Source organism: Peribacillus sp. NPDC097225 (assembly GCF_044761955.1).
In the GTDB taxonomy this organism is placed as follows: domain Bacteria; phylum Bacillota; class Bacilli; order Bacillales; family DSM-1321; genus Peribacillus.
Genome location: NZ_JBIWDJ010000003.1, coordinates 65,447 through 91,112, shown reverse-complemented (window position 1 = coordinate 91,112; position 25,666 = coordinate 65,447). Strand labels below are relative to the sequence as shown.

Below are 25,666 nucleotides of genomic sequence, written 5' to 3'. Positions count from 1 at the left end.
AGGAAGGGTCAGGTATGAAAATACCTGACCCCTTTTTCCATTATTTCTTTATTGTCGCATATGCACTTGCATACATTTTCAATTCATCCATCAAAGCGTCGACAAGCAATGCGGATTCTTCATTCAATCCGTCATTTTCGTAATCGAAGCAGTGCGGATCAAGTACTAGTTGTTTTGGAATCACGTTCGCATAAAGGCTGCGGCCTACCGTTCTCACGGAATTCAACGCGTTGATTCCACCTTTACCTCCGCCTGAAACGGCAAGAAGCGCGACTGGTTTATGTGTGAATTGATCGCTGCTTAGGAAATCCAACGCATTTTTCAAAGCACCACTCATAGAACCGTGATATTCCGGCGTCGTTAAAATGACACCATCCGCTTCTTCGATGCTTGTGCGAAGATCTTGAATCACTTTCAATTGGTATTGCTCGCCTTCCCCGGTATATAAAGGAATTTCACTATTGCTTAAATCGATTAATTCTGCTCCGTATTGTTTAGATATGAAGCGTGAAGCAATCCCTGTACGTCCTTGTTTACGTGGTGAACCATTAATGATGACTAATTTCATGGATATTCCCCTCCTTGGTAAGTTTGAAATGATAGGTCTGAAATATATTTCATCAAAATATCCCATTATCCTCAATCAGTATACCAAAGTCCATGCGTAATTTCCTTGAATTTGAGACATTCCATTTCTATCCTATTTCGGAACAAAGAGCGAAGAACTTGCCTTCGCTCTCCCTTTATTTATTACACCAAAGCTTCTATTTCACTCATGAAATCGTTAATGACGGCGGAAAGCTTATCTTCCGATTCCTGCAGGGAACTTCCTTGGACCCCGAAATAGAATTTAATTTTCGGTTCGGTACCTGAAGGACGGAGGCATACCCACGTTCCATCATCGAGGAAATATTTTAAAACGTTGGATGTCGGAAGTTCAATCACTTCCTCAACAGTCGTTCTCAAATCGTACTTTTTACCGTTCTGATAATCTTCGGCGATGACTACGGGGATACCCCCTATTTGGGTAGGTGGGTTTTGCCTGAATCGATCCAATATTCCTTGGATCTGTTTTGCCCCTTCCATTCCTTTTAGGGTTAATGAACGTAGCCCTTCCAAATAGAATCCGTATTTTTCAAAGACATTCATCAAGCCTTGGTAAAGGGTCAAGCCCTGCTTTTTGTAATAAGCACATACTTCAACAGCAAGAACCGCTGCTTGGATGGCATCTTTATCACGGGCGAAATCCTTGATTAGATAGCCGTAACTTTCTTCATACCCGAAAACGAAGCTATGTGCCCCGGTTTTCTGATACTCATTTATTTTCTCGGCAATGAACTTGAAGCCAGTCAGAACATCCACCGTCTCCAACCCGTAGGACTTTGCAATCGTCCTCCCGATTTCCGAAGTCACAATTGTTTTCAAGACCACTCCATTCTGAGGAATCGTCCCTTTTTCCTTTTGCTGACTCAATAAGTAATCCAAGAACAAGGCTCCCGTTTGATTACCAGTTAAAACGACATATTGATTCGCTTCGTTTTTCACGGCAATCCCTAACCGGTCGGCATCAGGGTCCGTTGCAATCAATAGATCGGCTTCCACCTGATTGCCAAGTTCGATGGCCATTTCAAATGCGGCTGACTCCTCAGGATTAGGAGATTTCACCGTCGAAAAGTCCGGATCGGGCAATTCCTGTTCCTTGACGACATGGACATTGTGATACCCCAGGTCCTTAAGTGCGCGCCTAACCGATTTATTGGCTGTTCCATGAAGAGGGGTGAAGACAAGTGACACATCCATTTCTTCGGCTAATTGCGGATTCTCAGGAACCGTCAAAAGCTGTTGATTATAAGCGATATCCAACTCTTCCCCAATGATCTCGATAAGCCCCTTCTCTTTTAACGCTTCCACTTCTTTAATTTGTATATCAAGTTCACTTTCAATGGCATTCACGTACTGAATGACCTGGTCAGCGGCTTTTGGAGGCAACTGTGCACCATCCGGCCCGTAAACTTTGTATCCGTTATATTCAGGAGGGTTATGGCTTGCTGTAATCACGATTCCAGCAAAGGCATTCAGCTCCCGGACGGCAAACGATAATTCAGGCGTTGGTCGCAGCTCATCGAATAAGTAGGCTTTCACACCGAAAGTCGCCAATGTTTTAGCCGCTTCCAGTGCGAATTCCGGTGACTTGTGCCTCGAATCATAGGCGATGACCGTCCCTCTACTTTTTGCCTCTTCCCCGAATGATGAAATATATTGTGCCAGTCCCACCGTTGCCTTTCGAACCGTATACAGGTTCATCCGGTTCGTTCCAGCTCCAATTTCCCCACGCATGCCACCTGTCCCAAATTCCAAGTTCTTATAAAAGGCATCTTCGAGTTTTGCTTCATCCCGTTGCATTTCCTCGAGCAGGACACGTAATTCCCCATTTAAATTCTGGTAACCTGCCCAAGCGGTGTAGAAAGATTTCCATTCCATCTCCAACATCTCCTCTCAACGCCCATATTTTGAATTTTATGTATTAACCCTATTATAAAATTAACATATTTTTCCCCATAAATGAAGTAAAGGCTCGTGACGAAAAAGCAACTGTTGCTTTTTCGTCACGAGCACATGTAAATCCTTATTTATCTCCTTTTTGGTATTGCAATTTGTAAATGTCATGGCGACGATCTTTTAATTGTCTTACCGTACCGGATTGACGCTCCCGTCGTAAGATTTCCAGATCGACATCGCCGATAAGCACCATCTCAAGGTTAGGGCTCGTTTCCCCTACGATACCATCACGGGCAAACTCGAAGTCTGAAGGGGCAAAAATTCCAGACTGTGCATATTGGATATCCATGTTTTCCGTTTGTGGCAAGTTCCCGACAGTTCCGGAGATGACTGTGTAGACCTGATTCTCCACAGCACGTGCCTGGGCACAATAGCGAACCCTCAGATAACCTTGTCGATCTTCCGTACAGAAAGGTGTGAAAATGATCTTGGCACCCATATCTGTCGCTATACGAGCAAGTTCCGGGAATTCGATGTCATAACAGATTTGAATGGCGATCTTTCCGCAATCCGTATCAAAGACACGTACGCGGTCTCCCGCATTAATCCCCCACCATTTTCTTTCATTTGGTGTAATATGAATTTTATATTGTTTCTCAATGGTTCCGTCGCGACGGAACAAGTAGGCAATATTATAAATATTGTCATCTTCCTCTTTAACGAAATGAGAACCACCGATGATATTGACGTTATATCTTACTGCAAGCTTCGTGAACAATTCAATGTACTGTTCCGTGAATTCCGAAAGCTTCCTGACTGCCAGACTTGGAGACCGTTCATTTAAGAACGACATCAACTGGGTTGTGAACAGCTCTGGGAATACAGCGAAATCAGCATTGGCGTCGGACGCTACATCCGTAAAATACTCCACTTGGTTCGCGAAATCTTCAAATGATTCGATACGACGGAGCATGTATTGCACGACGCATATCCGAACAGGTTCGGACGTCTTGTAATAACGCTTCGATTTCGGTTGGTAATCCCAATTATTCCATTCCATGAGTGTCGCGTATTTATTGGAAGCCAGATCATCAGGCAAATAGTTGGGATTGATCCTCATAAGGGTGAACCCATTTAAAAGCTGGAACGATAAGACTGGATCATATATTTTATGCAGTTGCACTTCCTTGACATATTCTCTCGGTAGCAATTCATCCGCATACTTATGGTAGTTTGGAATTCTGCCGCCGATAATGATACTTTTCAGGTTCATTTGTGCAGCTAGTTCTTTTCTTGAATCATATAGTCGTTGTCCTATTTTCATCCTGCGGAATTTTGGATGAACCATGACTTCAATTCCATATAGATTATAACCGTCTGGATTGTGATTCGTGATGTAGCCATTATCCGTTACATCATCCCAAGTATGGCGATCATCATATTCGTCAAAATTGATAATGAGGCTTGAACAAGAACCAATCACTCTGCCATCGTACTCAGCTACGAATTGGCCCTCCGGAAAGATTTCCAAATGGCTCTCGAGCTGATCTCGTTTCCATGGATCCATCCCTGGAAAACAAGACGCTTGCATAGCAATGATTTCGTCTATGTCCCCTAGCTTCATATTTCGTATTTCCATGATTTTCTCAAATTTATGCAGGTCTAAATTAGGCATTTTTCTCAGGCTCCTTTATTCTCTTCATCGAAGATTATACCCCTAATTTTAAAAATATAACACTTGAAACTCCTAATTCCCTTGTTATGTACCTGGAAAAAACCCCGTCTGAAGCATATTTTAAGAACATATATTTTACAGACGCCATCGATACAGACTATACTTTTATTAAAGAAAAAGAAGGTGGAGTAGGGAAGCGATGAACAAGACAAAAGACAGTAAAGAAAACTGGCTATTTATTGCATGGGCTGCTTCCATCATTGCCATGTTTGGAAGCTTATATTTTTCTGAAATTAAGCAATACGAACCTTGTACCCTTTGCTGGTATCAACGGATCATCATGTATCCTTTTACAGTCATTTTAGGTATAGCCATCATTCGTAAGGACCATTGGATCAGCTTTTATACCATGATATTGTCCGGTATCGGTGCACTCATTTCAACCTATCACTATTTGATTCAAAAGGTTTCATTATTTTCCGACCATTCCCTTGCGTGCGGAAGGGTCCCATGTACAGGTCAATATATTAACTGGTTTGGATTTATTACGATCCCTGCCTTAGCTCTCGTTGCATTCATCATTATATTCCTATGCAGCTACATCGTATGGACAAGATCCAAGGAGGCTTCAGCTTAATGAAAAAGATTGCGATATTCTTAGTAATAATCGTCGCCCTATTTATCGTATTGGGCGTTGTGACCAATATGAAAAAAGAAGAAAAGGCAAAGGGCAATCCTTACGGAAAAGATAGTCTTAAATCCGCCACCGTCGATCAATTGGATGATCCCAATTATCAAAATCTGATTCTCCCCGCCGAGTTAGAGAATGACCTGCAGGAAAAAGAAGCAGTGACGGTTTACTATTATAGCCCTACATGCGTGCATTGCCAAAAAACCACCCCAGTCGTCGCACCCCTGGCCGAAGAGATGGGCATTGACCTTGTTCAATACAATTTATTGGAATTCGAGCAAGGATGGAGCGATTATGGGATAGAGAGCACGCCGACCATTGTCCATTATGTTGATGGAAAAGAAAAAGCCCGGTTAGTTGGCTACCATGAAAAGTCAGACTTTAAAGAATGGTTCGAGGAAAACGACATCAATTAATAAAAAGAACCGGCTATAACGGGAACAGTCCGTTATAGCCGGTTCTTTTTATTTGCCTTATACTAAGTATGAATTCGCCACTTGAACATTGTACATGGACAAACCTTCCATTCCCACATGTTCGCTCATTCGGTTAAAATGATTAGAATCGAAGGGGAAGAATATCCCGCATTCATTCAAAAGTGTAATGTTGCGCTTGAACAATTCATCTGATTTACGTTCAGTTGCCTTTGAATCCACCTTCTCCTCCTTGTCCATAATGGTTAGGAGGACTTGAAGGCATGTCATCACCTGATACGCTTCCCTAAGTGTACCATTGTAGGTGAAACGGTCTTTATTAGGCTGTAAAACGCCTATTTCTTTAAAATGAAGGATTTCATCTTTTGTGAAGTAACTCGGAAATACAGATTCGTAGAAACGTTCAACAAGATCAGCAATTTCTTGCTCTTGTTCTTCCGTTGATGGAGAGACAACCTTCACAACAAAACCACCTTTTTCAAATACTTTGGTCCTATCTTTGTTTGCTTAATCTTAGAGGATCATCCTTTTTTTTATAGAATAACATAAAAACTGTAAAAATAATGTGGTAATTTAACCCACCGACTCATTTTCAATAGGTCTAATGATTCTTTTTTCACAGTTCATTGTAATTATTATATATTTTTTTCTTAAAAATACAATCTAATCCAACGAAAGTAGGAATAAATTTGAAACATTTCACAGTAAAAAACGATGAATTATTCATCACTGTACATAAACAATTGGATGGTTTTACATTAGAAGGTCTTTTTAGAGACCATTGGAAGGCTCCAAAGAAACTTGTTCATGAATGGAGAATGAGTAAGGAAGTAAAAGTGAATGATGTCATCACTCCTTGGACAAGTCAAATTTCTGAAGGGGATACGATCCGGATTCCGTTGCTTCACGTTGATGATGATCGAGTACCCGCTACAGATTTGGGAATCACCATCTTATATGAAGATGATTTGTTATTGATCGCAAACAAACCGGCAGGAATGGATACCCACCCCTCTCATTCCGGTGATAGGAATTCGCTGATCAACGGGGTGGCCCACCACCTTCAGGTAACCGGCCAAACCTGCATGATAAAACATATTCATAGACTCGATAAAGATACCACCGGCGCCGTCCTTTTTGCTAAAGAGCGACTGACCGGCTCCATGCTCGATAGAATGCTTGAAGAACGGAACATCAAGAGAACCTATTATGCTTTAGTGGAAGGGATCCTTCAAAAAAACGCAGGAAAAATCGAAGAAAAGATTGGGCGGGACCGGCATCATGCGACGAGACGAAGAGTATCTCCATCCGGACAGACAGCCATCACTCATTATCAAGTCCTTGAACGGTACCCTAAAGAAAATCGGACACTTGTCAGCTGCACATTAGAAAGTGGCAGGACCCACCAAATCCGGGTGCACTTCAGCCACTTGAATCATCCATTGGCCGGGGATACTCTGTATGGCGGAAAGAGGTCCTTTCCACGTCAGGCCCTTCATGCCAGGAAAATGGAATTCATCCATCCTATCTCCGAAGAAAAAATCGCCATCGAAGCGCCTTTCCTGGATAAGCCCAGTATCTTTGATACGTTATAAACCATAAAAAAGCTGGCTCATCGTCTTTGAGCCAGCTTTTTTTGATTATGATCCTTTTTTTAATGTAGCGGCCGCCCAATTCCCAAAAGATTGGATTAGCTGAACGAGGCAGATCAATAGGAGGACCGTCAGGAACATGACAGGAAGATCCCATTGTTGGTACCCATACCGTAGTGCCAGATCACCGAGTCCCCCCGCTCCCACAGCCCCGGCCATTGCTGTTGCTCCGATCAACCCTATCGTTGCAATCGTCAAACAAAGGACGATCCCCGGTCTAGCTTCACGTAACATGATTCGAAAGATGATTTGTGTCCGTGTCGCTCCCATGGCCAAGTAGGCTTCAATGATGCCGCGGTCCACTTCAAGCAAAGCCGTTTCTATCAATCGTGCGATATACGGGGCGGTAAATACGATCAGCGGGACAATCGCACCCTTAACGCCTATCGCCGTGCCTGCCACCCATTCAGTGAAAGGGATGATGGCCACGATCAAGATGATGAACGGCACGGACCGGATGATGTTAACAAGTATATTCAATATAAGAAAGACCATTTTATTAGGTGCAAGATGATCTTTTCTTGTTATCACCAATAACACCCCAAGCGGAATGCCAATGATGGTGGCAACGAAAAGAGCGACCCCAACCATCATTAATGTTTCGTAAAGCGACTGTGTAAATAACGGCGACATCTCTACCAATCTCTCCATCATGACATCATCACCTCGGGATCCTGTTTTATTTCCACATGATGAACCGCCTGTTTGAGAAAATCGATGGCCTGTAAAATCGATTCTTCCTTACCTGAAATATGTAGCACCATCATCCCAAGTGGCATTCCTTTCACTGAAATCATCGAACCGCTTAGCACATTGGTGACCACGGAAAACCGTATGGCAAGGGAATGTAGCACAGGATTAAGTGCATCGTCTCCCCTGAATGAGATCCTGACAACTTTATAGGACGAACTTCCCTGCATTTTATTCAACAAGTCTTTTGGAACCGTATCATCAAAAACGGTTCGGATGAAGTTTTTCGTCGTCGGGGCTTGAGGTGTACTGAAAATATCATGAACTGACCCCTGTTCGATGATTTCCCCCTGCTCCATGACAGCCACCCGATCACAGATTTTTTTAATGACATCCATCTCATGGGTGATCAGCATGATCGTCAACCCCATCTTTTCATTAATATCAAGCAAAAGTTCAAGAATGGATTCCGTGGTTTGTGGATCTAACGCGGAGGTGGCCTCATCACATAAAAGAAGTTCGGGGTCCATCGCCAAGGCTCGAGCGATCCCCACCCTTTGCTTTTGTCCTCCTGACAGCTGAGCAGGATATTCCCCCGCTTTATCCTGCAAGCCCACTAACGAAAGCAAACCGTCAACTTTTTGCTTGATTTCTCGTTTGGACATCTTATTCATTCTTAAGATTTCTGCGACATTATCAAACACATTATAGGAATCCAGCAAATTAAAATGCTGAAAGATCATCCCTATTTTCTTTCGGGATGACCGCAATTCCCGTTCACTCAATTGCAGTAAATCGACTCCATTCACCATGACTTTTCCGCTAGTCGGCTTTTCCAGTAGATTGACCGTACGAAGCAACGTACTCTTTCCGGCTCCGCTAAAACCAATCACACCGAAAATCTCTCCCCTATTCATGGAAAGGGATACACCCTTTAAGGCATGAATGCTTTTTTTTCCCTCTACATATGTTTTGTGTATATCAGTCAGCTGGATCATTCTAGCCCCCCTACTTATCCTTCATTTCCAGGTTTGGACCAGCAAAGAGCCTTCTTTACTGTGCCTTTCTCTCCTTTTATTCAAAAGGATGATCGACCGTTTTGAACACACCATCGTACTTTTCTTTAATGAATGCTTTCACTTCTTTGGAACTATATAATTCAGTTAATTTTTTATAGTCTTCATTATCTTTATTTTCTTCTGCGGTTGCCAAGTAAATCGGGAACTTGTCCCCTTGTTCGATATATAATGGATCTTCCTTCGGGTCGTATCCATTCTGGATTGCAAAATTACTAGGGATAATCGCTACGTCCAGGCTATTCATCGCTGGAGCAAGCATGCCGCCTTCTAACTCCTTGAATTTCAATTTTTTTGGATTTTCTGCGATGTCCTGGATGGTTGCGTAGTTTTCAAGACCCGGCTTCAATTTAATTAAACCCGCTTCTTCATATAACAAAAGACCACGCCACAGATTAAGAGGATCATTCATGATTCCTAGAGTGGCCCCTTCAGGAATTTCCTCGATCGTTTTGTATTTTTTCGAATAAAAAGCCATATTCGTGGTGAAAACCTTCCCCACAGTTGCGATATTGGCTTTGTGATTCTCGTTATATTGTTCTAAATATGGTTTGGTTTGGAATACATTTACATCCAAGTTCCCATTTTCAAGAGCGCGGTTAGGCGTGACGAAATCATTGAATGGGACAATCTCCATTTTGATTCCCTCTTCCTTGGCCACCTCTTTCACCTTTTTGGCCACCTCTTCAAAAGGGCCCGCGGAAACGCCCACTTTAATCGTCTGTTCTTGAACTTTCTCTTCACTACCGCAGCCAGCCACTAATAATAAGCCCGTGACTGCAAGAAGCATCCCCATCATTTTCATCATTCTCATTCTCCCTCCCCATTTTTCAGTATACAATTATTATTATTTTAAAAACATCATAATTTTACATTCATCCTATATATTGATTATTTATCCTTTTTCTTAAGTAAATGACAATAATTTTTATATATTTAAATAGCAAATATTACTTTTTTCCATACTAATTAACGGAAATAAGGCAACTGCTAAAAGCGATTGCCTTGAAATTCCCCCAAAAAAATAAGCTGGCCGTTTAGGCCAGCTACATTTTCTTTATTTATGAAGCTTTTCTTGTTCCTCTTAAGATTAAGCTTAAGATGAAGACAAATACGATAGCACCGATTAATGCTGGAATGATAGCGAAATCTGCTACTGAGGGTCCCCAAGTTCCAAGAATTAATGAACCTAACCATGCACCAACAAAACCTGCAATGATGTTACCAACGATACCGAATGGTACGTCACGTCCGATAATCATACCTGCTAACCAACCGATAATACCACCGATAATTAATGACCATAAGAATCCCATAATATATTTCCTCCTTGAGTAAATGAATTTTATTCAACAGACTTGAAGAAATACTCATCACTTTCATTATTCGTGTCCGATCAACACCATAACCTTTACACTCAAAAGGTATAATGCCTGGTACGCATATCTTAATAATGCGAATGTTTTTGGTTATTTAAAAAGGTAATTGTCATTTTAAAATGAAGTTGATTGGACACCGCTTAATGTCTGTGTGTGTTTTCTTCTTGTTTGCTGTTGTACTAAGTATTTTCCCCTTATTCTAAATCTAAAACCTTATTTTATTTTAATTTTTTTGGAACCGAAAAAGAGATTATCGATGTAGAGAAAGGGGTATATACTATTTTTCATTTCGTCTTCCACTGTTAGTATAGACAGTTTCCATCTATAATATGTTAAAAAAAAGAGTGTCCAGAATTTCTCTGGGCACTCTTTTTAGGGTTCGTGAAACTGGTTAAAAAATCAGTTCATCCGGGTTGCTACCGAATCGTTCATTTTTATTCAAGGCGTCGATTTGGTTCATCTCATTAAGGCTCAATGAAAAGTCGAACACTTGAGCATTTTCTACGATACGCGAAGGTGTAATCGACTTTGGAATAACTACGATATCATGTTGTAGGTGCCATCTGATCAATACCTGTGCAGCGCTTTTCCCATGCTTTTTCGCAATATGGTTGATTGTAGGTTCATCGATTAAATGCCCGCGTCCAAGCGGACTCCACGCCTCTACCTTGATATCATGTTTTTTGCAGTAATCACGAATTTCGGTTTGAGTTAACAATGGATGTAATTCAATTTGATTGACGACAGGCTTAACCTCACTGTTTGCCAATAAGTTTTCCAGATGGTGAACATGGAAATTACTTACGCCGATCGCTTTCACTTTTCCATCATGATAAAGTTTCTCAAGTGCCTTCCATGTTTCCAGGTATTTATCCTGACCTGGCCAATGGATCAAATATAAGTCCAAATACTCCAAACCTAGACGTTCCATGCTATCCTCGAAAGCTTGAAGGGTCGTTTCATATCCTTGTTCCGTATTCCATACTTTCGACGTAATGAACAGTTCTTCACGTGGGATGCCACTTTCCCGAATCGCCTGCCCCACACCTTCTTCATTTTCGTAGATGGCGGCCGTATCGATTGCACGGTAACCTACCTCAATCGCCTTCTTGACTGATTCAACCGTTTCCTTACCGTTTTTCACCTTAAAGACACCGAAGCCCAGCTGCGGCATTTGCACTCCATTATGTAAAGTTATCTTCTCACCAACACTTGAAATCACGTGACATTCCCCCTTAGTTTTATTTTCCAATTATAGCATCAGATACCTTGCATTTCTAACCATTCACCTCGGAATTTTCAGCTTTCAATCCACCAAATCCTTTGGTAAACTATCCATTATTATTTAAAAAAAGAATGAATAGGTAATTTTTCATCGAATGAATAAAATATTTTGTAAAAAAATGACGAAACATCTATCCTTATAGATAAGAAATTCGTTACAATTGAATAGTTGGGCAAAAAAATGTTAAAAGTAGGTGCCACCTTTTCAAAAGTATAATCAATCGATATAACTCCCATTCTAAATAGTAGGAGTTTCAAGACTAATCTCTCGTCCACTTTGTATCCGCAAACTAGGTTTTATATTTACATACTTGAACATTAAGGGAGTCTTACATGCATGAGTAGTCTATTCATTTTAACAGCTGCAATTATCTTCTTTGCTTTAGTTTTTGACTTTATCAATGGGTTCCATGATACGGCCAATGCAATCGCTACCGCTGTTTCAACTAAGGCACTACAACCTCGGCACGCCATCATCATGGCTGCGATCATGAACTTATTGGGAGCATTGACCTTTACAGGGGTAGCCCAAACCATAACAAAGGACATTGTTGATCCATTTACCTTAAATAATGGTTCTTATGTCATTCTTGCTGCCCTACTATCTGCAATTATTTGGAATTTGGTCACCTGGTACGTTGGCATTCCAAGCAGTTCTTCCCATGCCATCATCGGATCCATTGCTGGAGCTGCCATAATATCAGGTGGTTTCGATTCCATCAAGTGGAGTGGGTTTTCTAAGATCGTCCAAGCCTTGATCTTATCTCCTATCATTGCATTTGCAGTCGGTTTTATCGTGTATAGCATCTTCAAGATCATCTTTAAAAATAATAACTTAGGCAAGACCAATAAACGTTTCCGGAGGATTCAAATTCTTACGGCTGCGATTCAATCCTATACACACGGAACAAATGATGCGCAAAAGTCGATGGGGATCATCACATTGGCTTTAATGGCTAATGGATTTGCTCATAGCTCCGACATCCCATTCTGGGTACAACTTTCCTGTGCGATTGCCATGGCCTTAGGTACTTCAATCGGCGGATGGAAAATCATCAAGACGGTCGGTGGGAAAATCATGAAGATCCGTCCGATAAACGGAGTGGCCGCTGATATGTCGGGTGCCGCCATCATCTTAGGGGCTACCTTCATTCATATGCCTGTAAGTACAACCCATGTCATCTCCTCTTCAATACTTGGTGTAGGCTCAGCTCACCGAATCAAAGGGGTAAAATGGACAACCGCCAAAAGCATGCTGGTGACATGGTTCATCACGTTACCAATTTCCGCAGGATTGGCTGCAACCATATACTATATTATTTCATTATTTTTATAATCCAACACTTGAACCTTTCCAATCCGGAAAGGTTTTTTTCTTCTCTTTTCTCTCTTCATCATTGTAGATATTCCCAAATTTCACTTTTCCTTTATCTTTTTGTAAAGTTTTATTAAGATTTTGTAAATTTTCGTCGAAAAACCTTCCCTATTGCTAGATGAATTCGTTACAATCAAGTTGTTAATACTAAAGCGTACACATCTATACGTAAAATTACGCTTGACTAATTGGGAGGCATTAACCATGGCTTTTAAATCTAAAAAAGACAAATTTGCAGTGATGTTATTAAATATTGCTCAAAACATCAAAGAAAGTGCGGACTATTTCGCAGATTATAAGCTTAAAAATATCAGCGACTTAAAAGTTTTTTCAGATACGATGAAAGATTATGAGCACAAGGGCGATGAAATGGTTCACACCATCATTAAAGAATTAAACAACGCCTTCATTACTCCTATAGAGCGTGAAGATATTCTTGAATTAACCATGAGAATGGATGATGTCATAGACGGTTTGGAACATTGTTCCGCTCTATTCGAAATGTATTCTATCGTTAATGCCGATGAGTACATGCTTAAATTCGTCGATGCCATTAAAGAATGCACCTATGAAATCGAAACAGCTGTCGATACGCTATCTACTAAAAAATTACCAATGATCCGTGAAAACGCGATTAAGATTAAAGAACTTGAATCTGTTTGTGATGGCATCCAACGCCAATCCATCAAAAACCTGTTTACGGTTGAGAAAGATCCAATCAGAATCATCCAATATAAAGAGATTTACGAGAGCCTTGAAGAAATTGCCGACAACTGTCAAGCCGTTGCCAATACACTTGAAACAATCATAATGAAAAACGCCTAAGGAGTACCCCCAAAAATGGATACTTTATTGATTTTAACGATTATCATTGTTTTCCTAGCACTTGCATTCGACTTCATCAATGGTTTCCATGATACAGCGAATGCCATTGCTACATCTGTTTCAACAAAAGCGTTAAAACCAAGGCATGCTATCATCTTAGCAGCTATCATGAATTTTGTTGGAGCCATGACTTTCACAGGCGTGGCGAAGACGATCACGAAGGATATTGTGGATCCGTTCACCCTCCCGAATGGTTCTTATGTAATCATGGCTGCCCTACTTTCGGCCATCATATGGAATCTTCTTACTTGGTATTACGGAATACCAAGCAGTTCCTCCCATGCATTGATAGGTTCGATTGCAGGTGCCGCAATTGCAGCAGCCGGATTCTCCTCCATTAAGTGGGAAGGGTTCTTGAAAATTCTCGAAGCGTTGATTTTCTCTCCTATCATCGCTTTCGTGATAGGGTATATCGTTTATAGCATCTTTAAAGTTGTTTTCAAAAACAACAACCTGACGAAAACGAATCAAAGGTTCCGTACGATCCAGATTGCTACAGCAGCCCTTCAATCGTATACACATGGAACGAATGATGCTCAAAAGGCGATGGGGATCATTACACTGGCCCTGATCGCCAATGGATATGCATCAAGCACGGATATCGCTTTATGGGTTCAATTCAGTTGTGCCTTGGCAATGGGTCTTGGAACATCGATCGGTGGATGGAAAATCATCAAGACCGTCGGTGGTAAGATCATGAAGATTCGCCCTATCAATGGGGTTGCCGCTGATTTAACGGGTGCCTTCATCATCTTCGGTGCCACTTTGATTCATATGCCAGTAAGTACGACTCATGTTATTTCATCTTCCATCCTAGGAGTCGGTGCATCCCACCGGGTTAAGGGTGTTAAATGGGGAACGGCAAAAAGAATGCTAATCACTTGGTTCATTACCTTGCCTATTTCTGCTACATTAGCAGGGTTGATTTACATGGTTATTAATTTCTTTTTCTAACGTTTCCAAAAACCTGCTGATTCAGCAGGTTTTTTCATTTTCTGGAATTCTTCTATCCTATCACTATGTTAAATAAGGATAATCGTTTAAAATTTGTATAAGAAGGAATTTTTTAAGCGAGGTGCCTTAGCAGTATGAAGGAATTTACGAAAAATAGAGATATTTTTAAAGACCTTTATGGGGATATGATGGAGTTTGCTGATAGAATCAGTTCCGTTTTAGGTTGTCCGATTACAATAGAAGACGGAAACCATCGTCTCCTTGCCTATAGTACCCATGATGATACAACAGACCAAGCCCGGATCATGACCATTATTGGCAGACGGGTACCCGAAAAAGTCATCAATAGCTTATGGAAAGACGGCATCATCCCTTCCTTGTTGAAAGATGGGATGCCGATAAAAATAGATGCCAAGCATGACGTCGGGCTTGGCAATCGGGCAGCGGTTTCCATCCGGAAAAACAATGAAGTCCTGGGCTTCATCTGGGCATTGGAAGTAAACGAACCTTTCTCTGAAGAGGATATGGACTTTCTCCACTTCTCTGCCAAGGAAGCCAAAAATCAACTACAACAACTGCAATTGAAAAAGAAAAGGAAAGAAGCGGGACACCAGGAGTTTCTTTGGCGCATGTTGACGGGACACTATCAGGAAGAATCGGAAATACTCGAGCATTTCACTAAGTTTTCCATCCATGTCCCAGTCGTCTTTTCCATATTGGTATTTGAATTCCCAAACGAAATCAACCGTGAAGTCGAACGTTTCATTTCCTATATGCTAACGACCACCCAAAAGATTCATAGTTTCCTTTTTGCCATAGACCAGAATAGGCTCATCCTTTTTACTGGATTCAATCAGGAGAATGAATCTGCCTTCTCCACTTATGAATTCATCCCTTACTTCATATTGGAAATGCAACGACGGTTTGGTGTCGAACATATCCTTGGAACATCCGGGAACTTGTATAAAAACCTGACCGACGTGAAATCAAGTTATGAGGAAGCGCTATATACCCTGAAAATGAAGTCGATTTTTCCAAACGATATGAATCACATCCTGCATTATGAAGAGCTCGGCATGTTTCAAATGCTTGATGTCTTTGCAAACAACAAACAGCGAACGGTCCATCCTTCTGTTTTAAAGCTCAAAGCATACGATATGAAAAATCAGACCGAATTATTGCACACACTGACCGTCTATCTCGAAAAAGACGGCAATCCCAATGAAGCTTCAAGGACTCTCCATATCCATGTGAATACGTTGAACTACCGATTAAAACGGATAAGTGAAATCGGGAATATCCGCCTAAAGGACCCGATTCAAAAGATGTCCCTCTTTCTAGACATCAAGATCGAACAATATAAAGAATTTCTAAAAAAAGCACGATGAATCTTACATTACGGGTAAAGATAGGAAGACGGAAAGGAGAATGACCACCATGAATCTGGAACCAAGAGAAGAACTTGAGAAAGAATTGCAAATCATAAATAAGTGGGAAAAGGAACAGAAAGGTCTATGGTTTTGGGACCGGATCGGTCGCCTCCCCTTTAAGATACTCGACAAAGTGACCCCGTCCTTCATTCAAAAAAGGTTGGGTGCCCTGCTCGATGAAATAGGTAGCTACATACAAACAGGCGGCAAATACCTAACGAAGGAATCGGCCATCATCAGAAAGGTGGAGGTTCATAGCCCAAATTTGAACATCACTACCATCGAAGATATCTCCAGGGATGTGCCACTCCAAGTGATGGACAAAGTTGGTCAAGATATTAAAAAATCGGGTAGTCATTTAGCGACGGTCCAGGGGGCCAGTACAGGAATAGGCGGGGTTTTCACTTTAGCCATCGATATCCCCCTCCTCCTTGGCATGTCCATTAAAACCCTGCAAGACATGGCCGTAGCCTATGGTTACAATCCACGGGACAAGCAGGAACGGGTTTTCATCGTCAAATGCCTACAGTTCACTACATCTGATGTCATCGGGAAAAAGACGCTTTTAAAGGAAATGGAGAACATGGTCCTTCCTGGGTCCGAATCTAAAAGAGAAATTGCTTCCGAGCTTCAAGGCTGGCGGGAAGTGGTCTATACATATCGCGATCAATTCGGTTGGAAGAAACTTTTGCAGATGGTTCCCGTCGCAGGCATCATCTTTGGTGCATTCACCAATCGTTCCATGATCTCCGATATGGCCGATACAGGCATGATGCTTTATAAGAAAAGAAGAATTATAGAACGAATGAAGGAAATCGGTTCCACTGATTAGTTCCATGTCAGATTTTCTTACGTACACCTTGGTCATCCAGGCTCGTATCCAATAGTTACCCATACCTTTTGACTCTGCCTTTGTGGAATTCCACAAAGGCCTCTTTTCCACTTTTCTGATTTCCACATACTAACCTTTTCCAATCGCGTTTATACTTTAGGTAATACTTAAAAGAAACCATTGGAGGTATTTTAGATGAGAATAGGCATTCCGAAAGAAATCAAGAACAACGAAAACCGTGTAGCTATCACTCCCGCTGGTGTTATGGCATTAGCCAATGCCGGACATGAAGTTTTTATAGAAGTAAACGCAGGCTTAGGAAGCAGTTTCACCAATGAATCCTACCAGGAAGCCGGCGCCATCATGGTCGAAGATGCTGCAAGCGTTTGGGAAAGCACGGACATGATCATGAAGGTAAAAGAACCTATCCCATCTGAATATAAATATTTCCGTAAAGACTTGATTCTTTTCACATATCTTCACCTTGCCGCCGAACCGGAATTGGCAAAAGCATTAAAGGAAAATGGTGTACTGGCCATTGCCTATGAAACCGTTTCCGTAAATCGCACACTTCCATTATTAACGCCAATGAGCGAAGTCGCTGGACGCATGGCCTCACAAATCGGGGCTCAATTCCTTGAGAAAAACAACGGGGGTAAAGGTATCCTCCTAAGCGGTGTACCTGGTGTCAAACGCGGTAAAGTAGCGGTCATCGGGGGTGGTATGGTTGGAACGAATGCAGCCAAAATCGCCATCGGTCTGGGAGCGGATGTAACCATCCTTGACTTAAGTCCCGACCGTCTGCGCCAACTGGATGATATTTTTGGAAATCAGTTGACCACTCTCATTTCCAATCCATTCAATGTAGCGGAAGCCGTTAAAGATGCGGACCTAGTCATCGGGGCTGTCCTGATTCCAGGTGCAAAAGCTCCAAAACTTGTCACGGAAGAAATGGTCAAATCCATGTCGCCGGGTTCAGTCATTGTCGATGTAGCCATTGACCAAGGTGGTATCTTTGAAACGGTTGACCATATCACAACACATGACAACCCTACTTACGTAAAACACGGAGTTGTCCACTATGCAGTGGCGAACATGCCTGGTGCGGTCCCTCAAACATCGACCACAGCGTTGACGAACGTAACCGTTCCTTACGCATTGCAAATTGCCAATAAGGGGGCTGTTAAAGCCATTCTTGAAAATGAAGCCCTTGCAAAAGGGGTAAACGTGGCCAACGGCGAAATCACGTTTGAGGCTGTTGCGACGGACCTTGGATATAATTACGTCAATGTAGTAAGTGCCTTGGATCAAAATAATATTAATGCCTAAAATGATAAGCTCCAGTGACGTTCATGACGTCCTGGAGCCTTTTTTGTATTTGTATTTTTCTACACGCACAAGAACATGATCATTTTCGACCCACCGTTATGTGTAATCAGTCTTCAAATACTTTGCCAGGATTCATGATGCCTTTCGGGTCCAAAGCCTGCTTGATCGTTTTCATCACTTCGTATGCAGTGCCATGCTCTCTCCGCTGATATTTTCTTTTCCCAAGTCCTACTCCATGTTCCCCCGTACACGTACCGCCTTTAGTTAGTGCGTATTCGACAATCTCCTCATTTATCCGCTTTGCTTCCACCACTTCCTCTGGGTTACTAAGGTCCACCATGAACAAGACATGATAATTCCCATCACCCACGTGACCGACGATCGCACCTTCCACTTTCGATTGTTCGATCTTTTCCCTCGAATCCAAAATGGCATGAGACAATTCGTTCAAAGGCACGCTTACATCAGTCACCATCAATTTTTTGCCTGGTGCACTATGGATGAATGCATAAGCAAGATTATGGCGGGCTTCCCACAATTCGTTACGCGCTTTCGAATCCGTTTCAAACTGGATATCTTCACACCCTAAATCCCGGACAATTTCCTTTGCGAATGTCACATCCTGCTCAAGCCCGGCTGCATTCCCGTGAAACTCCAAGAATAATGTAGGTTTTACATCATAGGACTTATCCAAGAACTGATTTACCTTTTTCATAGATTCCGAGTCCACTAGCTCGATTCGTGCGATGGGAATGCCGGCAACCATGATGCCATTCACGGCTGTCACCGCAGCTTCGACGGTTGGAAATGAGGCCCTCCCCGCCATCGTCACTTCCGGGATCCCGTAGACCTTTAACGTTAATTCGGTAAATACCCCTAGCGTGCCTTCCGAACCGACAAATAAACCATTCAAGTGAATCCCGGATGAAGATTTTGCCGCTGAACTTCCGGTATGTATGATTTCCCCATTCGCAAGCACCACTTCCAAATCCCTAACCTGATCCCTCATGATCCCGTATTTAACAGAAGTCGTCCCACTTGCATTCGTTGCCGCCATCCCACCTAATGTTGCGTCGGCACCTGGGTCAACCGAGAAAAAGAGCCCGTATTTTTTCAGTTCTTTATTCAATTGTGTCCGTGTTACTCCCGGTTGGACCTTCACTAAAAAATCGCCTGCGCTGATTTCAAGCACCTTATTCATCAAGGAAAAATCAAGTGAGATCCCTCCGTTTACAGGGACTACATGCCCTTCCAAACTCGACCCCAAACCAAAAGGAATGATTGGGATCCCTTGCTCATTGGCGTACCGTACGACAGCACTCGTTTCTAAGGCATTTCTCGGATAAACGACCACATCCGGTAACCTTGGCGCATGATACGATTCATCATGACTATGTTGTTCCAGTATCGTTTCATTCACGGATATTTGTCCTGCCGGTAAAATGCTTCTTAATTGTTCAATATGTTCCTTCATGTCTTTTCCCCCTGTTTTTTAACGAAATATTCTGATTAAAGTTCCCGGGGAAATTACCCATTTGTCAGGCAAATTCCCTTCTCTCAGTGATTGATTCCCTTTGTTTTATCCGTGCAGGCCTTCATCGCCTCCAAAACGCTTGCCCTGAACCGATTCTCTTCCAAAGTGGCAACGGCCGCAATCGTTGAACCACCCGGGGTACACACATCATCCTTCAACGCTCCAGGATGCTTCTCCGTTTCAAGTACCATTTTAGCCGCGCCTAAAACAGCTTGGGCAGCCATCCGATAAGCTTGCTTCCTCGGGATACCATCACGTACACCGCCATCCGCGATGGCTTCGATGAACATGTATACATAGGCGGGTGAAGATCCACTGATTGCCGGCACCGCATCCATCAGATGTTCTTGGATGAGCTCCGTTTTTCCAAAGCTGTTCAATAGTGTTGTGACTTCCCTTATGTCGGCAGTATCGATTTCATCATTCATACTGATTACTGTCATGCCTTCCCCTACTAGTGATGGAGTGTTGGGCATCGTCCTTGCGACCTTCACCCGTTTTCCGATGCCCTCTTCGATTTGTGACGTGTTGATTCCAGCGGCCATCGTAACGATCACAACATCTTCTTTTATATAATCCTTCACTTCAGATAGCACCCGCTCGTGCATGGACGGTGGAATAGCAAGGAAAAGCATATCGGCAAATCCTGCCACTTCCTTATTGTCCAAACACCCTTGCACTCCATATTTTGAAGTGACTTTAGTCAAGGTCCCTACACTTGCCGTACTGACCATGATCATTTCTGAAGATACGACGCCAGAACGAAGCATGCCTCCCAGCATCGCCTCTCCCATTTTACCGCATCCAATGAATCCAATTTTTTTATTCATATTTCCCACTTCCAATCATAACTTCATTTAGTATCTTATTATAACGGATTCAGAAATGAGAAACATGCCCAAGACTTCCTAGTGTGTGTAAAAGAAAAATATCACGGGATCCATTCCTTTAAGATTCCATCCCAATCAAGTGATTTTTTTAGCGAAAAATATGGATTGACTATATAGTCAGAAAAAGTTTATAATTTTGGCCACTTAGTCAATATCTTACAATGTAGATTGAACTTTACAAGAATGGAGACGCGAAATGGACATGGAGAAAAAGTCAATCAATACCAAGCTTGTCTTGACCGGATTGATCATCGGGATGTTTTTCAGCTCATTGGAGCAAACGATTGTCGGTACAGCAATGCCGACGATCATCGGGGAATTGAATGGCTTCACCATCTTCGCTTGGGTGACGACCGCCTATTTAATTGCCTCCACCACCGTCGTTCCTATCGTCGGGAAATTATCGGATTTATATGGCAGGCGTTCCCTTTACCTGCTGGGAACGATTATCTTTACGATTGGCTCCTTTTTATGCGCCACCGCCACTTCAATGGAGCAGCTCATCATTTACCGTGGCCTTCAAGGAATCGGGGGCGGGATGATCATGCCCTTATCCCAGACCATTATCGGAGACATTTTCACAGCTGAACAGAGAGCTAAATGGCAAGGTGTTTTCGGGGCCATTTTTGGATTAAGCGCCGTTATCGGTCCATTTTTGGGTGGACTGATTGTAGACCATATTAGCTGGCATTGGATTTTCCTCATCAATGTACCAACCGGTTTATTATCAGCAGGAATGATTTACGTCGGATTAAAGCATGAAACCATCATGAAAAAAGAGAACGTTCACATCGATTATCTAGGGATTTTCACCTTAATCCCTGGCATCGTGTTGCTATTGTTGGGCTTGACCTTCGGGGGTGATAAGTTCGAGTGGATGTCGATCGACTCTATTTCCATCTTTGGGAGCACCCTAGTTTTCCTTGCCCTTTTTGTGGTGTTTGAAAGAAGGGCCGTTGAACCGATCCTTGATTTATCCCTATTTAAAAATAGGGTATTTGCCACCACGAATATTTTAGGGTTTCTACTGGGCCTTGGCATGTTCGGGGCCATCATGTTCGTTCCGCTTTTCATGCAGGGCGTGCTTGGCGTGTCACCGACTAAAGCGGGTTCGACCATGACCCCGATGATGATCGGCATTATTCTCGCCAGTATCGTCGGGGGCCGGCTGCTGTTAACCTTCCGCTTTCGTACGGTGCTTACCTCCGGAATGTTTTTTGCAACGCTTGGATTCATCCTCATGAGTACGATGGATGGTGAAACCAATATCCTGACCGCCTTTATTTTCATGGCAGTCCTTGGAGTGGGAATGGGGCTAGTCATGCCGACGTTGATGATTGCCGTTCAGAATGAATTCCCAAAGTCGCAGCTTGGTTCGGTCACCGCAGCCTCTACCTTCTTTCGTTCCATTGGCGGAACGATGGGGATTACGATCTTGAATGCCGTCATGAACCATCATCTTCAACAAAATATGGATGATGCCGTGCTGAGCGAAAAGAACCTTGTACTGCATGAAGCCTTGAAAGGGCTAGCCAATCAGACAGATAAGCTATTCAATATCATGCTTTATCCTGAAAACCTGAAACTGCCGGAAGAAGCCCGCCAAGTCCTGATCAAGACGATTGAACATGCTTGGATCGATGCCTTTTCCAGTGTCTTCATTACCGGTGTCTTTTTTATTTTTGCCGGAATATTGGTCGCTCTTTCCGTGGGGCCGGGTAAAATCAAGCGGGATCAGGAAATGCAAAGCGATAGGAGCCTATAAGCTAATGGATCGGCTGCATGCGTAGTCGATTTTTTCATTTTGTATCCTGAGGTTTCTTTTTCTTCGATAAGGGAATTTTAACTGTAACCTACTTATTGGAGTGATACGATGCAAAAAGAACCTACCATCCCATCCATTTTGCCACCGGAATTTTACAACCAGCCGACGATTGAGCTGGCCCAATCCCTTTTGGGTTGCCTGCTTGTGAAAGAGACCCCGGAAGGAACGGCTGCTGGTTTTATCGTCGAAACCGAAGCCTATATGGGGGCCATAGACAGGGCAGCTCATAGCTTTGGCAATAGAAGGACGAAGCGGACGGAAGTCATGTTCGGTGAGTCCGGCATGATTTATACATATTCCATGCATACCCATACCCTTGTGAATGTCGTGAGTGGCGGTCCCGAAATTCCGGAAGCCATCTTGATTCGGGCAGTGGAGCCCTATGTGGGAGTGGAATTAATGCATGAAAGGCGTGGTCTTCCTGATGTCCGCAAACTGACGAACGGACCCGGGAAGTTATCCAAGGCACTTGGCATCACGATGTCAGATTACGGACATATGTTTACAGAACCCCCACTTTATCTTGCTTCCGGCAAACGACCCGATCACATTTCAAGCGGACCCCGTATCGGCATCGGGAACTCGGGTGAAGCAAAAGACTATCCTTGGCGCTTTTGGGTGACCGGCAGTCCTTTTATTTCACGCTAGCATGTCAAAAGCGAATGCAGAGAAATTGCGGGTGAAAGCTAAGCTTTTAAAAACTTGAAATGTCCCGATTAGCACAAAAAACGGTACGGCACACATTTCTTTTCGCCTGCTGGCTTCCCCACGCTTTTTTTGCCTCTCTTACCCATTAAATAGCAGTCATTCTTTATTGAAAGAGACATTCTCAAGCAAAGCCAGTGTCTACCTGCTAAAAGTACATTGGCTAATCCCTTCCTCTTCCCTCCTCCTTTACCATTTATATCCCCATCCACCCATTCACCTCCCTTTTTTATTCCCGATGCGTTCAATTGACCGGTTTTCACTGTCTCAAGGAAATGTTTGTAAGGCAACCAGTCTTTTAGACTAGCAATTCTTAAAATCCATGAAACTTTAGAACTCACAATTTAACATTTTTTTGAACAAAACCTCTTAAATATGTTATATTATGTCGAGACGTGCTTTAAATGGAAAAAATATCGGCTGAAATAAATGGAGGTGCCTTTCGAACAATCATAATCTTTGTTGCCATTTTTATAATAACGATCAATCCATAACTGACTGTTATTATTAGTCATTTTCTTTGTGCGTCCTTATAACTAAGGAGGTCACCCATTATGTTTAAAAAAATCCTACTACTTACAATGGCCGTATTCTTCATAACGACCACTTCACTCAGCCCTTCGCTTAAGGTCAATGCTGCAGAATCCAATGACACGGGAATAATCCATACAATAAAAAGTGCCAATGTCTATAAAGGGCCTGGTAAGGCTTATGGGACAACTGGCGGAAAAGTGCTAAAGGGTGAAATGGTTACCATCATAAAAACCTCAGGCGCCTGGACATACTTTCAAAGCAACGATGATTTTGGCTGGATTGCGTCCAAATATGTACAGTCTTCTTTTGGCGAAGCTGTTCTGACAAACGGAAAAGCGTCTTATAATCTATATAAAGGACCAGCCAAGAGCTATGGAAAAGGCGGTTCCGCTTTAGCGGGCACTACCGCGATCCTATTCGAGAAGTCCGGATCTTGGCGTCATATTTACGTTAATGGTCAGGAAGCATGGGTAGCTGAGAAATACATTCAGCCTACATACGGTGTAGGAAAGGTCAAAGCTAGTTATGTCAATCTATATAATGGAGCCGGCAAGAAATACGGTACCTCTGGAAAACTGAGCAACGGTAGTGTTGTCGCTTATGCAGAAGTGAAAAATAGTTGGCGTCATGTGTTTCTAAATGGAAAGAGCTATTGGATTTGGAACGCACATTTAACTAATACCGATTATGACACCGTTTCTCAAGAAGGCGTCATTGCGAAAAGTTATGCCAACCTATACAAAGGACCAGCCAAAAGCTCTGGAGCTAAGGCAAAAATCAATAACGGCACATCTGTTGTTTCATTAGCGACAATGGGGAATTGGACATATGTACAGACGGTATCCAAGGAAGGATGGATTTGGACCGACTTTCTCGTAGATACTACTTCCACTGCAAAAATCACTGGAATCAGTTCAACCAAAATCTATAAATCGGCTAACAAGAGCAGTGGTACAACTGGTTCAGCCCTTGCAAAAAATAAAATGGTAGCCATTTCAGAACAGAGTAATGGCTGGCGTTCCATACAAAGCAGCAGTACAACTGGTTGGATCGAAGAGAAATACCTGAATGAGACGATGAAAATCTCATCCAAATCAGAAGGCATTTCTCAAACAACATCTAAGGTAGATGTCTACATCTCTGCAACAACATCTTTGGGGTCGATTGGTTCCATACCAAAAGGGTCGACTGTGACCTACTTTGGAAAGAAAAATGGATGGACCTACATCCAGGCTGGTAATCTTCAAGGCTGGGTTGAGGATGAAGCCCTCTCCTCCATCTCCCAATTAGGTGGGCTTACCATCATTATCGATCCTGGTCATGGCGGTACGGACCCCGGTGCAGTGGGTAATGGTCTGAAAGAAGCCGAACTCACTCTAGATATAAGTGAGAGAGCTCAAAAATTATTTGATAAAACGCCCATCCAAACAATCATGACCAGAACTGCAAAGACAAGTAGCGTTACGGCAAATGACAACAAAATAACAACCAGCCAATCCCTGCAAAAACGCATGGACTTTGCTTCAGCGAACAAGAAGTCAGACGATGATGTCTTTGTCAGCGTCCATATTAATGCCGGCGGTGGCACTGGCGGCGAAACGTACTATTATAGTTCGTATAGCAGGGCTACGGTCAATCCATACAATGCCGATAGCAAACTTCTAGCCCAAAAAATACAAGCAAGATTGATAGATTATATGGACTTTAAAAATAGAGGGACAAAAGAAGCTAACTTCTATGTTCTCAAATATAATTCCATGCCAGCAACGCTTGTGGAAGCAGGATTCATCGATAATGCAAGCGATGCAGCCAAACTGAAACAAACTTATTACAAACAACAGGCTGCCAAAGCGATCTATCAAGGTACACTTGATTATTACAAAGCAAAAGGATTCAACGTAGACGCTTATAATCTGTAGATGATCAACCCGCCCGGACTCATGGACATTCACATGTTCATCGTCCGGGTTTCTTTCTAACCATTTTATTTTCT

General features: G+C 42.6%; 23 protein-coding genes. 12 read left to right on the top strand and 11 right to left on the bottom strand.

Going from position 1 to position 25,666, the window contains the following annotated elements; translation table 11 throughout:
- Positions 1-40: 40 nt before the first annotated feature.
- From ACIQXH_RS10505 to ACIQXH_RS10495, 3 genes are all read right to left on the bottom strand, one after another.
- Positions 41-568, bottom strand: coding sequence for an NADPH-dependent FMN reductase (locus ACIQXH_RS10505; protein ID WP_402867537.1), 528 nt, complete (start codon positions 566-568; stop codon positions 41-43).
- 182 nt (positions 569-750) lie between these two features.
- Positions 751-2,481, bottom strand: coding sequence for a phospho-sugar mutase (locus ACIQXH_RS10500; RefSeq protein ID WP_403123373.1), 1,731 nt, complete (start codon positions 2,479-2,481; stop codon positions 751-753).
- A 145-nt stretch (positions 2,482-2,626) separates the two neighbouring features.
- Entirely contained in the window at positions 2,627-4,174 is a 1,548-nt protein-coding gene (locus ACIQXH_RS10495) for a GNAT family N-acetyltransferase (protein ID WP_402867535.1), read from the bottom strand.
- A gap of 199 nt (positions 4,175-4,373) precedes the next feature.
- Between ACIQXH_RS10495 and ACIQXH_RS10490 the strand changes: the two genes are divergently transcribed.
- Positions 4,374-4,811, top strand: coding sequence for a disulfide oxidoreductase (locus ACIQXH_RS10490; RefSeq protein WP_402867534.1), 438 nt, complete (start codon positions 4,374-4,376; stop codon positions 4,809-4,811).
- Positions 4,811-5,281, top strand: a complete 471-nt coding sequence (locus ACIQXH_RS10485; protein ID WP_402867533.1) for a thioredoxin family protein — start codon at positions 4,811-4,813, stop codon at positions 5,279-5,281. The genes ACIQXH_RS10490 and ACIQXH_RS10485 overlap by 1 nt, the downstream gene beginning before the upstream one ends.
- A gap of 57 nt (positions 5,282-5,338) precedes the next feature.
- Here the strand turns inward: ACIQXH_RS10485 and ACIQXH_RS10480 are convergent, their stop codons facing one another.
- On the bottom strand, positions 5,339-5,761 hold the full coding sequence (locus tag ACIQXH_RS10480) for a DUF5365 family protein (RefSeq protein WP_402867532.1): 423 nt from the start codon (positions 5,759-5,761) through the stop codon (positions 5,339-5,341).
- Between the two features lie 227 nt (positions 5,762-5,988).
- Between ACIQXH_RS10480 and ACIQXH_RS10475 the strand changes: the two genes are divergently transcribed.
- Positions 5,989-6,894 (top strand): RluA family pseudouridine synthase, encoded by a 906-nt coding sequence (locus ACIQXH_RS10475; RefSeq protein WP_403123370.1) that lies wholly within the window; start codon positions 5,989-5,991, stop codon positions 6,892-6,894.
- A gap of 45 nt (positions 6,895-6,939) precedes the next feature.
- Here the strand turns inward: ACIQXH_RS10475 and ACIQXH_RS10470 are convergent, their stop codons facing one another.
- The 5 genes from ACIQXH_RS10470 to ACIQXH_RS10450 form a co-directional block, all read right to left on the bottom strand.
- On the bottom strand, positions 6,940-7,602 hold the full coding sequence (locus ACIQXH_RS10470; protein ID WP_402868510.1) for a methionine ABC transporter permease: 663 nt from the start codon (positions 7,600-7,602) through the stop codon (positions 6,940-6,942).
- Complete coding sequence (locus ACIQXH_RS10465) at positions 7,602-8,639, bottom strand: methionine ABC transporter ATP-binding protein (protein WP_403123367.1); 1,038 nt, start codon at positions 8,637-8,639, stop codon at positions 7,602-7,604. The genes ACIQXH_RS10470 and ACIQXH_RS10465 overlap by 1 nt, the downstream gene beginning before the upstream one ends.
- Before the next feature lie 76 nt (positions 8,640-8,715).
- Positions 8,716-9,525 carry a MetQ/NlpA family ABC transporter substrate-binding protein gene (locus ACIQXH_RS10460; RefSeq protein ID WP_403123364.1) on the bottom strand — a complete coding sequence of 270 codons (810 nt, stop codon included), beginning with the start codon at positions 9,523-9,525 and terminating at the stop codon, positions 8,716-8,718.
- 253 nt (positions 9,526-9,778) lie between these two features.
- The gene (locus tag ACIQXH_RS10455) at positions 9,779-10,033 is read right to left on the bottom strand and encodes a GlsB/YeaQ/YmgE family stress response membrane protein (protein WP_402867528.1); all 255 of its coding nucleotides are present in this window, start codon (positions 10,031-10,033) and stop codon (positions 9,779-9,781) included.
- A 454-nt stretch (positions 10,034-10,487) separates the two neighbouring features.
- The gene (locus ACIQXH_RS10450) at positions 10,488-11,270 is read right to left on the bottom strand and encodes an aldo/keto reductase (RefSeq protein ID WP_403123798.1); all 783 of its coding nucleotides are present in this window, start codon (positions 11,268-11,270) and stop codon (positions 10,488-10,490) included.
- Positions 11,271-11,717: 447 nt separating this feature from the next.
- Between ACIQXH_RS10450 and ACIQXH_RS10445 the strand changes: the two genes are divergently transcribed.
- The 6 genes from ACIQXH_RS10445 (at position 11,718) to ald (ending at position 18,185) form a co-directional block, all read left to right on the top strand.
- The gene (locus tag ACIQXH_RS10445; RefSeq protein WP_402867527.1) at positions 11,718-12,716 is read left to right on the top strand and encodes an inorganic phosphate transporter; all 999 of its coding nucleotides are present in this window, start codon (positions 11,718-11,720) and stop codon (positions 12,714-12,716) included.
- Positions 12,717-12,959: 243 nt separating this feature from the next.
- A complete protein-coding gene (locus ACIQXH_RS10440; RefSeq protein ID WP_402868506.1) occupies positions 12,960-13,580 on the top strand; it encodes a DUF47 domain-containing protein in 621 nt (206 codons plus the stop codon).
- A 15-nt stretch (positions 13,581-13,595) separates the two neighbouring features.
- Entirely contained in the window at positions 13,596-14,594 is a 999-nt protein-coding gene (locus ACIQXH_RS10435) for an inorganic phosphate transporter (RefSeq protein WP_402867526.1), read from the top strand.
- Positions 14,595-14,728: 134 nt separating this feature from the next.
- Positions 14,729-15,982 (top strand): PucR family transcriptional regulator, encoded by a 1,254-nt coding sequence (locus tag ACIQXH_RS10430; RefSeq protein WP_403123360.1) that lies wholly within the window; start codon positions 14,729-14,731, stop codon positions 15,980-15,982.
- A 49-nt stretch (positions 15,983-16,031) separates the two neighbouring features.
- Complete coding sequence (locus tag ACIQXH_RS10425; RefSeq protein ID WP_403123357.1) at positions 16,032-16,856, top strand: EcsC family protein; 825 nt, start codon at positions 16,032-16,034, stop codon at positions 16,854-16,856.
- A gap of 195 nt (positions 16,857-17,051) precedes the next feature.
- Positions 17,052-18,185, top strand: coding sequence for an alanine dehydrogenase (gene ald, locus ACIQXH_RS10420; RefSeq protein WP_402867523.1), 1,134 nt, complete (start codon positions 17,052-17,054; stop codon positions 18,183-18,185).
- A 106-nt stretch (positions 18,186-18,291) separates the two neighbouring features.
- On the opposite strand, the gene ACIQXH_RS10415 is transcribed toward ald, so the two are convergent.
- Together ACIQXH_RS10415 and proC are read right to left on the bottom strand one after the other, a co-directional pair.
- Positions 18,292-19,659 carry an FAD-binding oxidoreductase gene (locus ACIQXH_RS10415; RefSeq protein ID WP_403123354.1) on the bottom strand — a complete coding sequence of 456 codons (1,368 nt, stop codon included), beginning with the start codon at positions 19,657-19,659 and terminating at the stop codon, positions 18,292-18,294.
- Positions 19,660-19,742: 83 nt separating this feature from the next.
- Complete coding sequence (proC, locus tag ACIQXH_RS10410) at positions 19,743-20,549, bottom strand: pyrroline-5-carboxylate reductase (RefSeq protein WP_403123351.1); 807 nt, start codon at positions 20,547-20,549, stop codon at positions 19,743-19,745.
- Between the two features lie 256 nt (positions 20,550-20,805).
- Between proC and ACIQXH_RS10405 the strand changes: the two genes are divergently transcribed.
- The 3 genes from ACIQXH_RS10405 (at position 20,806) to ACIQXH_RS10395 (ending at position 25,592) form a co-directional block, all read left to right on the top strand.
- Positions 20,806-22,374 carry an MDR family MFS transporter gene (locus ACIQXH_RS10405; RefSeq protein WP_403123348.1) on the top strand — a complete coding sequence of 523 codons (1,569 nt, stop codon included), beginning with the start codon at positions 20,806-20,808 and terminating at the stop codon, positions 22,372-22,374.
- Positions 22,375-22,482: 108 nt separating this feature from the next.
- Positions 22,483-23,082, top strand: a complete 600-nt coding sequence (locus tag ACIQXH_RS10400; RefSeq protein WP_402867519.1) for a DNA-3-methyladenine glycosylase — start codon at positions 22,483-22,485, stop codon at positions 23,080-23,082.
- Positions 23,083-23,693: 611 nt separating this feature from the next.
- Positions 23,694-25,592, top strand: coding sequence for an N-acetylmuramoyl-L-alanine amidase family protein (locus ACIQXH_RS10395; protein WP_403123345.1), 1,899 nt, complete (start codon positions 23,694-23,696; stop codon positions 25,590-25,592).
- Positions 25,593-25,666: the final 74 nt, after the last annotated feature.

What these genes read in the sequence shown, in the direction of transcription:
- ACIQXH_RS10405 (WP_403123348.1), top strand. Translation starts at nt 20,806, where the DNA reads ATGGACATGGAGAAAAAGTCAATCAATACCAAGCTTGTCTTGACCGGA.
- ACIQXH_RS10485 (WP_402867533.1), top strand. Translation starts at nt 4,811, where the DNA reads ATGAAAAAGATTGCGATATTCTTAGTAATAATCGTCGCCCTATTTATC.
- ACIQXH_RS10465 (WP_403123367.1), bottom strand. Translation starts at nt 8,639, where the DNA reads ATGATCCAGCTGACTGATATACACAAAACATATGTAGAGGGAAAAAAA.
- ACIQXH_RS10445 (WP_402867527.1), top strand. Translation starts at nt 11,718, where the DNA reads ATGAGTAGTCTATTCATTTTAACAGCTGCAATTATCTTCTTTGCTTTA.
- ACIQXH_RS10440 (WP_402868506.1), top strand. Translation starts at nt 12,960, where the DNA reads ATGGCTTTTAAATCTAAAAAAGACAAATTTGCAGTGATGTTATTAAAT.
- proC (WP_403123351.1), bottom strand. Translation starts at nt 20,549, where the DNA reads ATGAATAAAAAAATTGGATTCATTGGATGCGGTAAAATGGGAGAGGCG.
- ACIQXH_RS10470 (WP_402868510.1), bottom strand. Translation starts at nt 7,602, where the DNA reads ATGGAGAGATTGGTAGAGATGTCGCCGTTATTTACACAGTCGCTTTAC.
- ACIQXH_RS10490 (WP_402867534.1), top strand. Translation starts at nt 4,374, where the DNA reads ATGAACAAGACAAAAGACAGTAAAGAAAACTGGCTATTTATTGCATGG.
- ACIQXH_RS10455 (WP_402867528.1), bottom strand. Translation starts at nt 10,033, where the DNA reads ATGGGATTCTTATGGTCATTAATTATCGGTGGTATTATCGGTTGGTTA.
- ACIQXH_RS10435 (WP_402867526.1), top strand. Translation starts at nt 13,596, where the DNA reads ATGGATACTTTATTGATTTTAACGATTATCATTGTTTTCCTAGCACTT.
- ACIQXH_RS10425 (WP_403123357.1), top strand. Translation starts at nt 16,032, where the DNA reads ATGAATCTGGAACCAAGAGAAGAACTTGAGAAAGAATTGCAAATCATA.
- ACIQXH_RS10460 (WP_403123364.1), bottom strand. Translation starts at nt 9,525, where the DNA reads ATGATGAAAATGATGGGGATGCTTCTTGCAGTCACGGGCTTATTATTA.
- ACIQXH_RS10430 (WP_403123360.1), top strand. Translation starts at nt 14,729, where the DNA reads ATGAAGGAATTTACGAAAAATAGAGATATTTTTAAAGACCTTTATGGG.
- ACIQXH_RS10500 (WP_403123373.1), bottom strand. Translation starts at nt 2,481, where the DNA reads ATGGAATGGAAATCTTTCTACACCGCTTGGGCAGGTTACCAGAATTTA.
- ald (WP_402867523.1), top strand. Translation starts at nt 17,052, where the DNA reads ATGAGAATAGGCATTCCGAAAGAAATCAAGAACAACGAAAACCGTGTA.
- ACIQXH_RS10415 (WP_403123354.1), bottom strand. Translation starts at nt 19,659, where the DNA reads ATGAAGGAACATATTGAACAATTAAGAAGCATTTTACCGGCAGGACAA.
- ACIQXH_RS10495 (WP_402867535.1), bottom strand. Translation starts at nt 4,174, where the DNA reads ATGCCTAATTTAGACCTGCATAAATTTGAGAAAATCATGGAAATACGA.
- ACIQXH_RS10505 (WP_402867537.1), bottom strand. Translation starts at nt 568, where the DNA reads ATGAAATTAGTCATCATTAATGGTTCACCACGTAAACAAGGACGTACA.
- ACIQXH_RS10450 (WP_403123798.1), bottom strand. Translation starts at nt 11,270, where the DNA reads ATGCCGCAGCTGGGCTTCGGTGTCTTTAAGGTGAAAAACGGTAAGGAA.
- ACIQXH_RS10395 (WP_403123345.1), top strand. Translation starts at nt 23,694, where the DNA reads ATGTTTAAAAAAATCCTACTACTTACAATGGCCGTATTCTTCATAACG.
- ACIQXH_RS10400 (WP_402867519.1), top strand. Translation starts at nt 22,483, where the DNA reads ATGCAAAAAGAACCTACCATCCCATCCATTTTGCCACCGGAATTTTAC.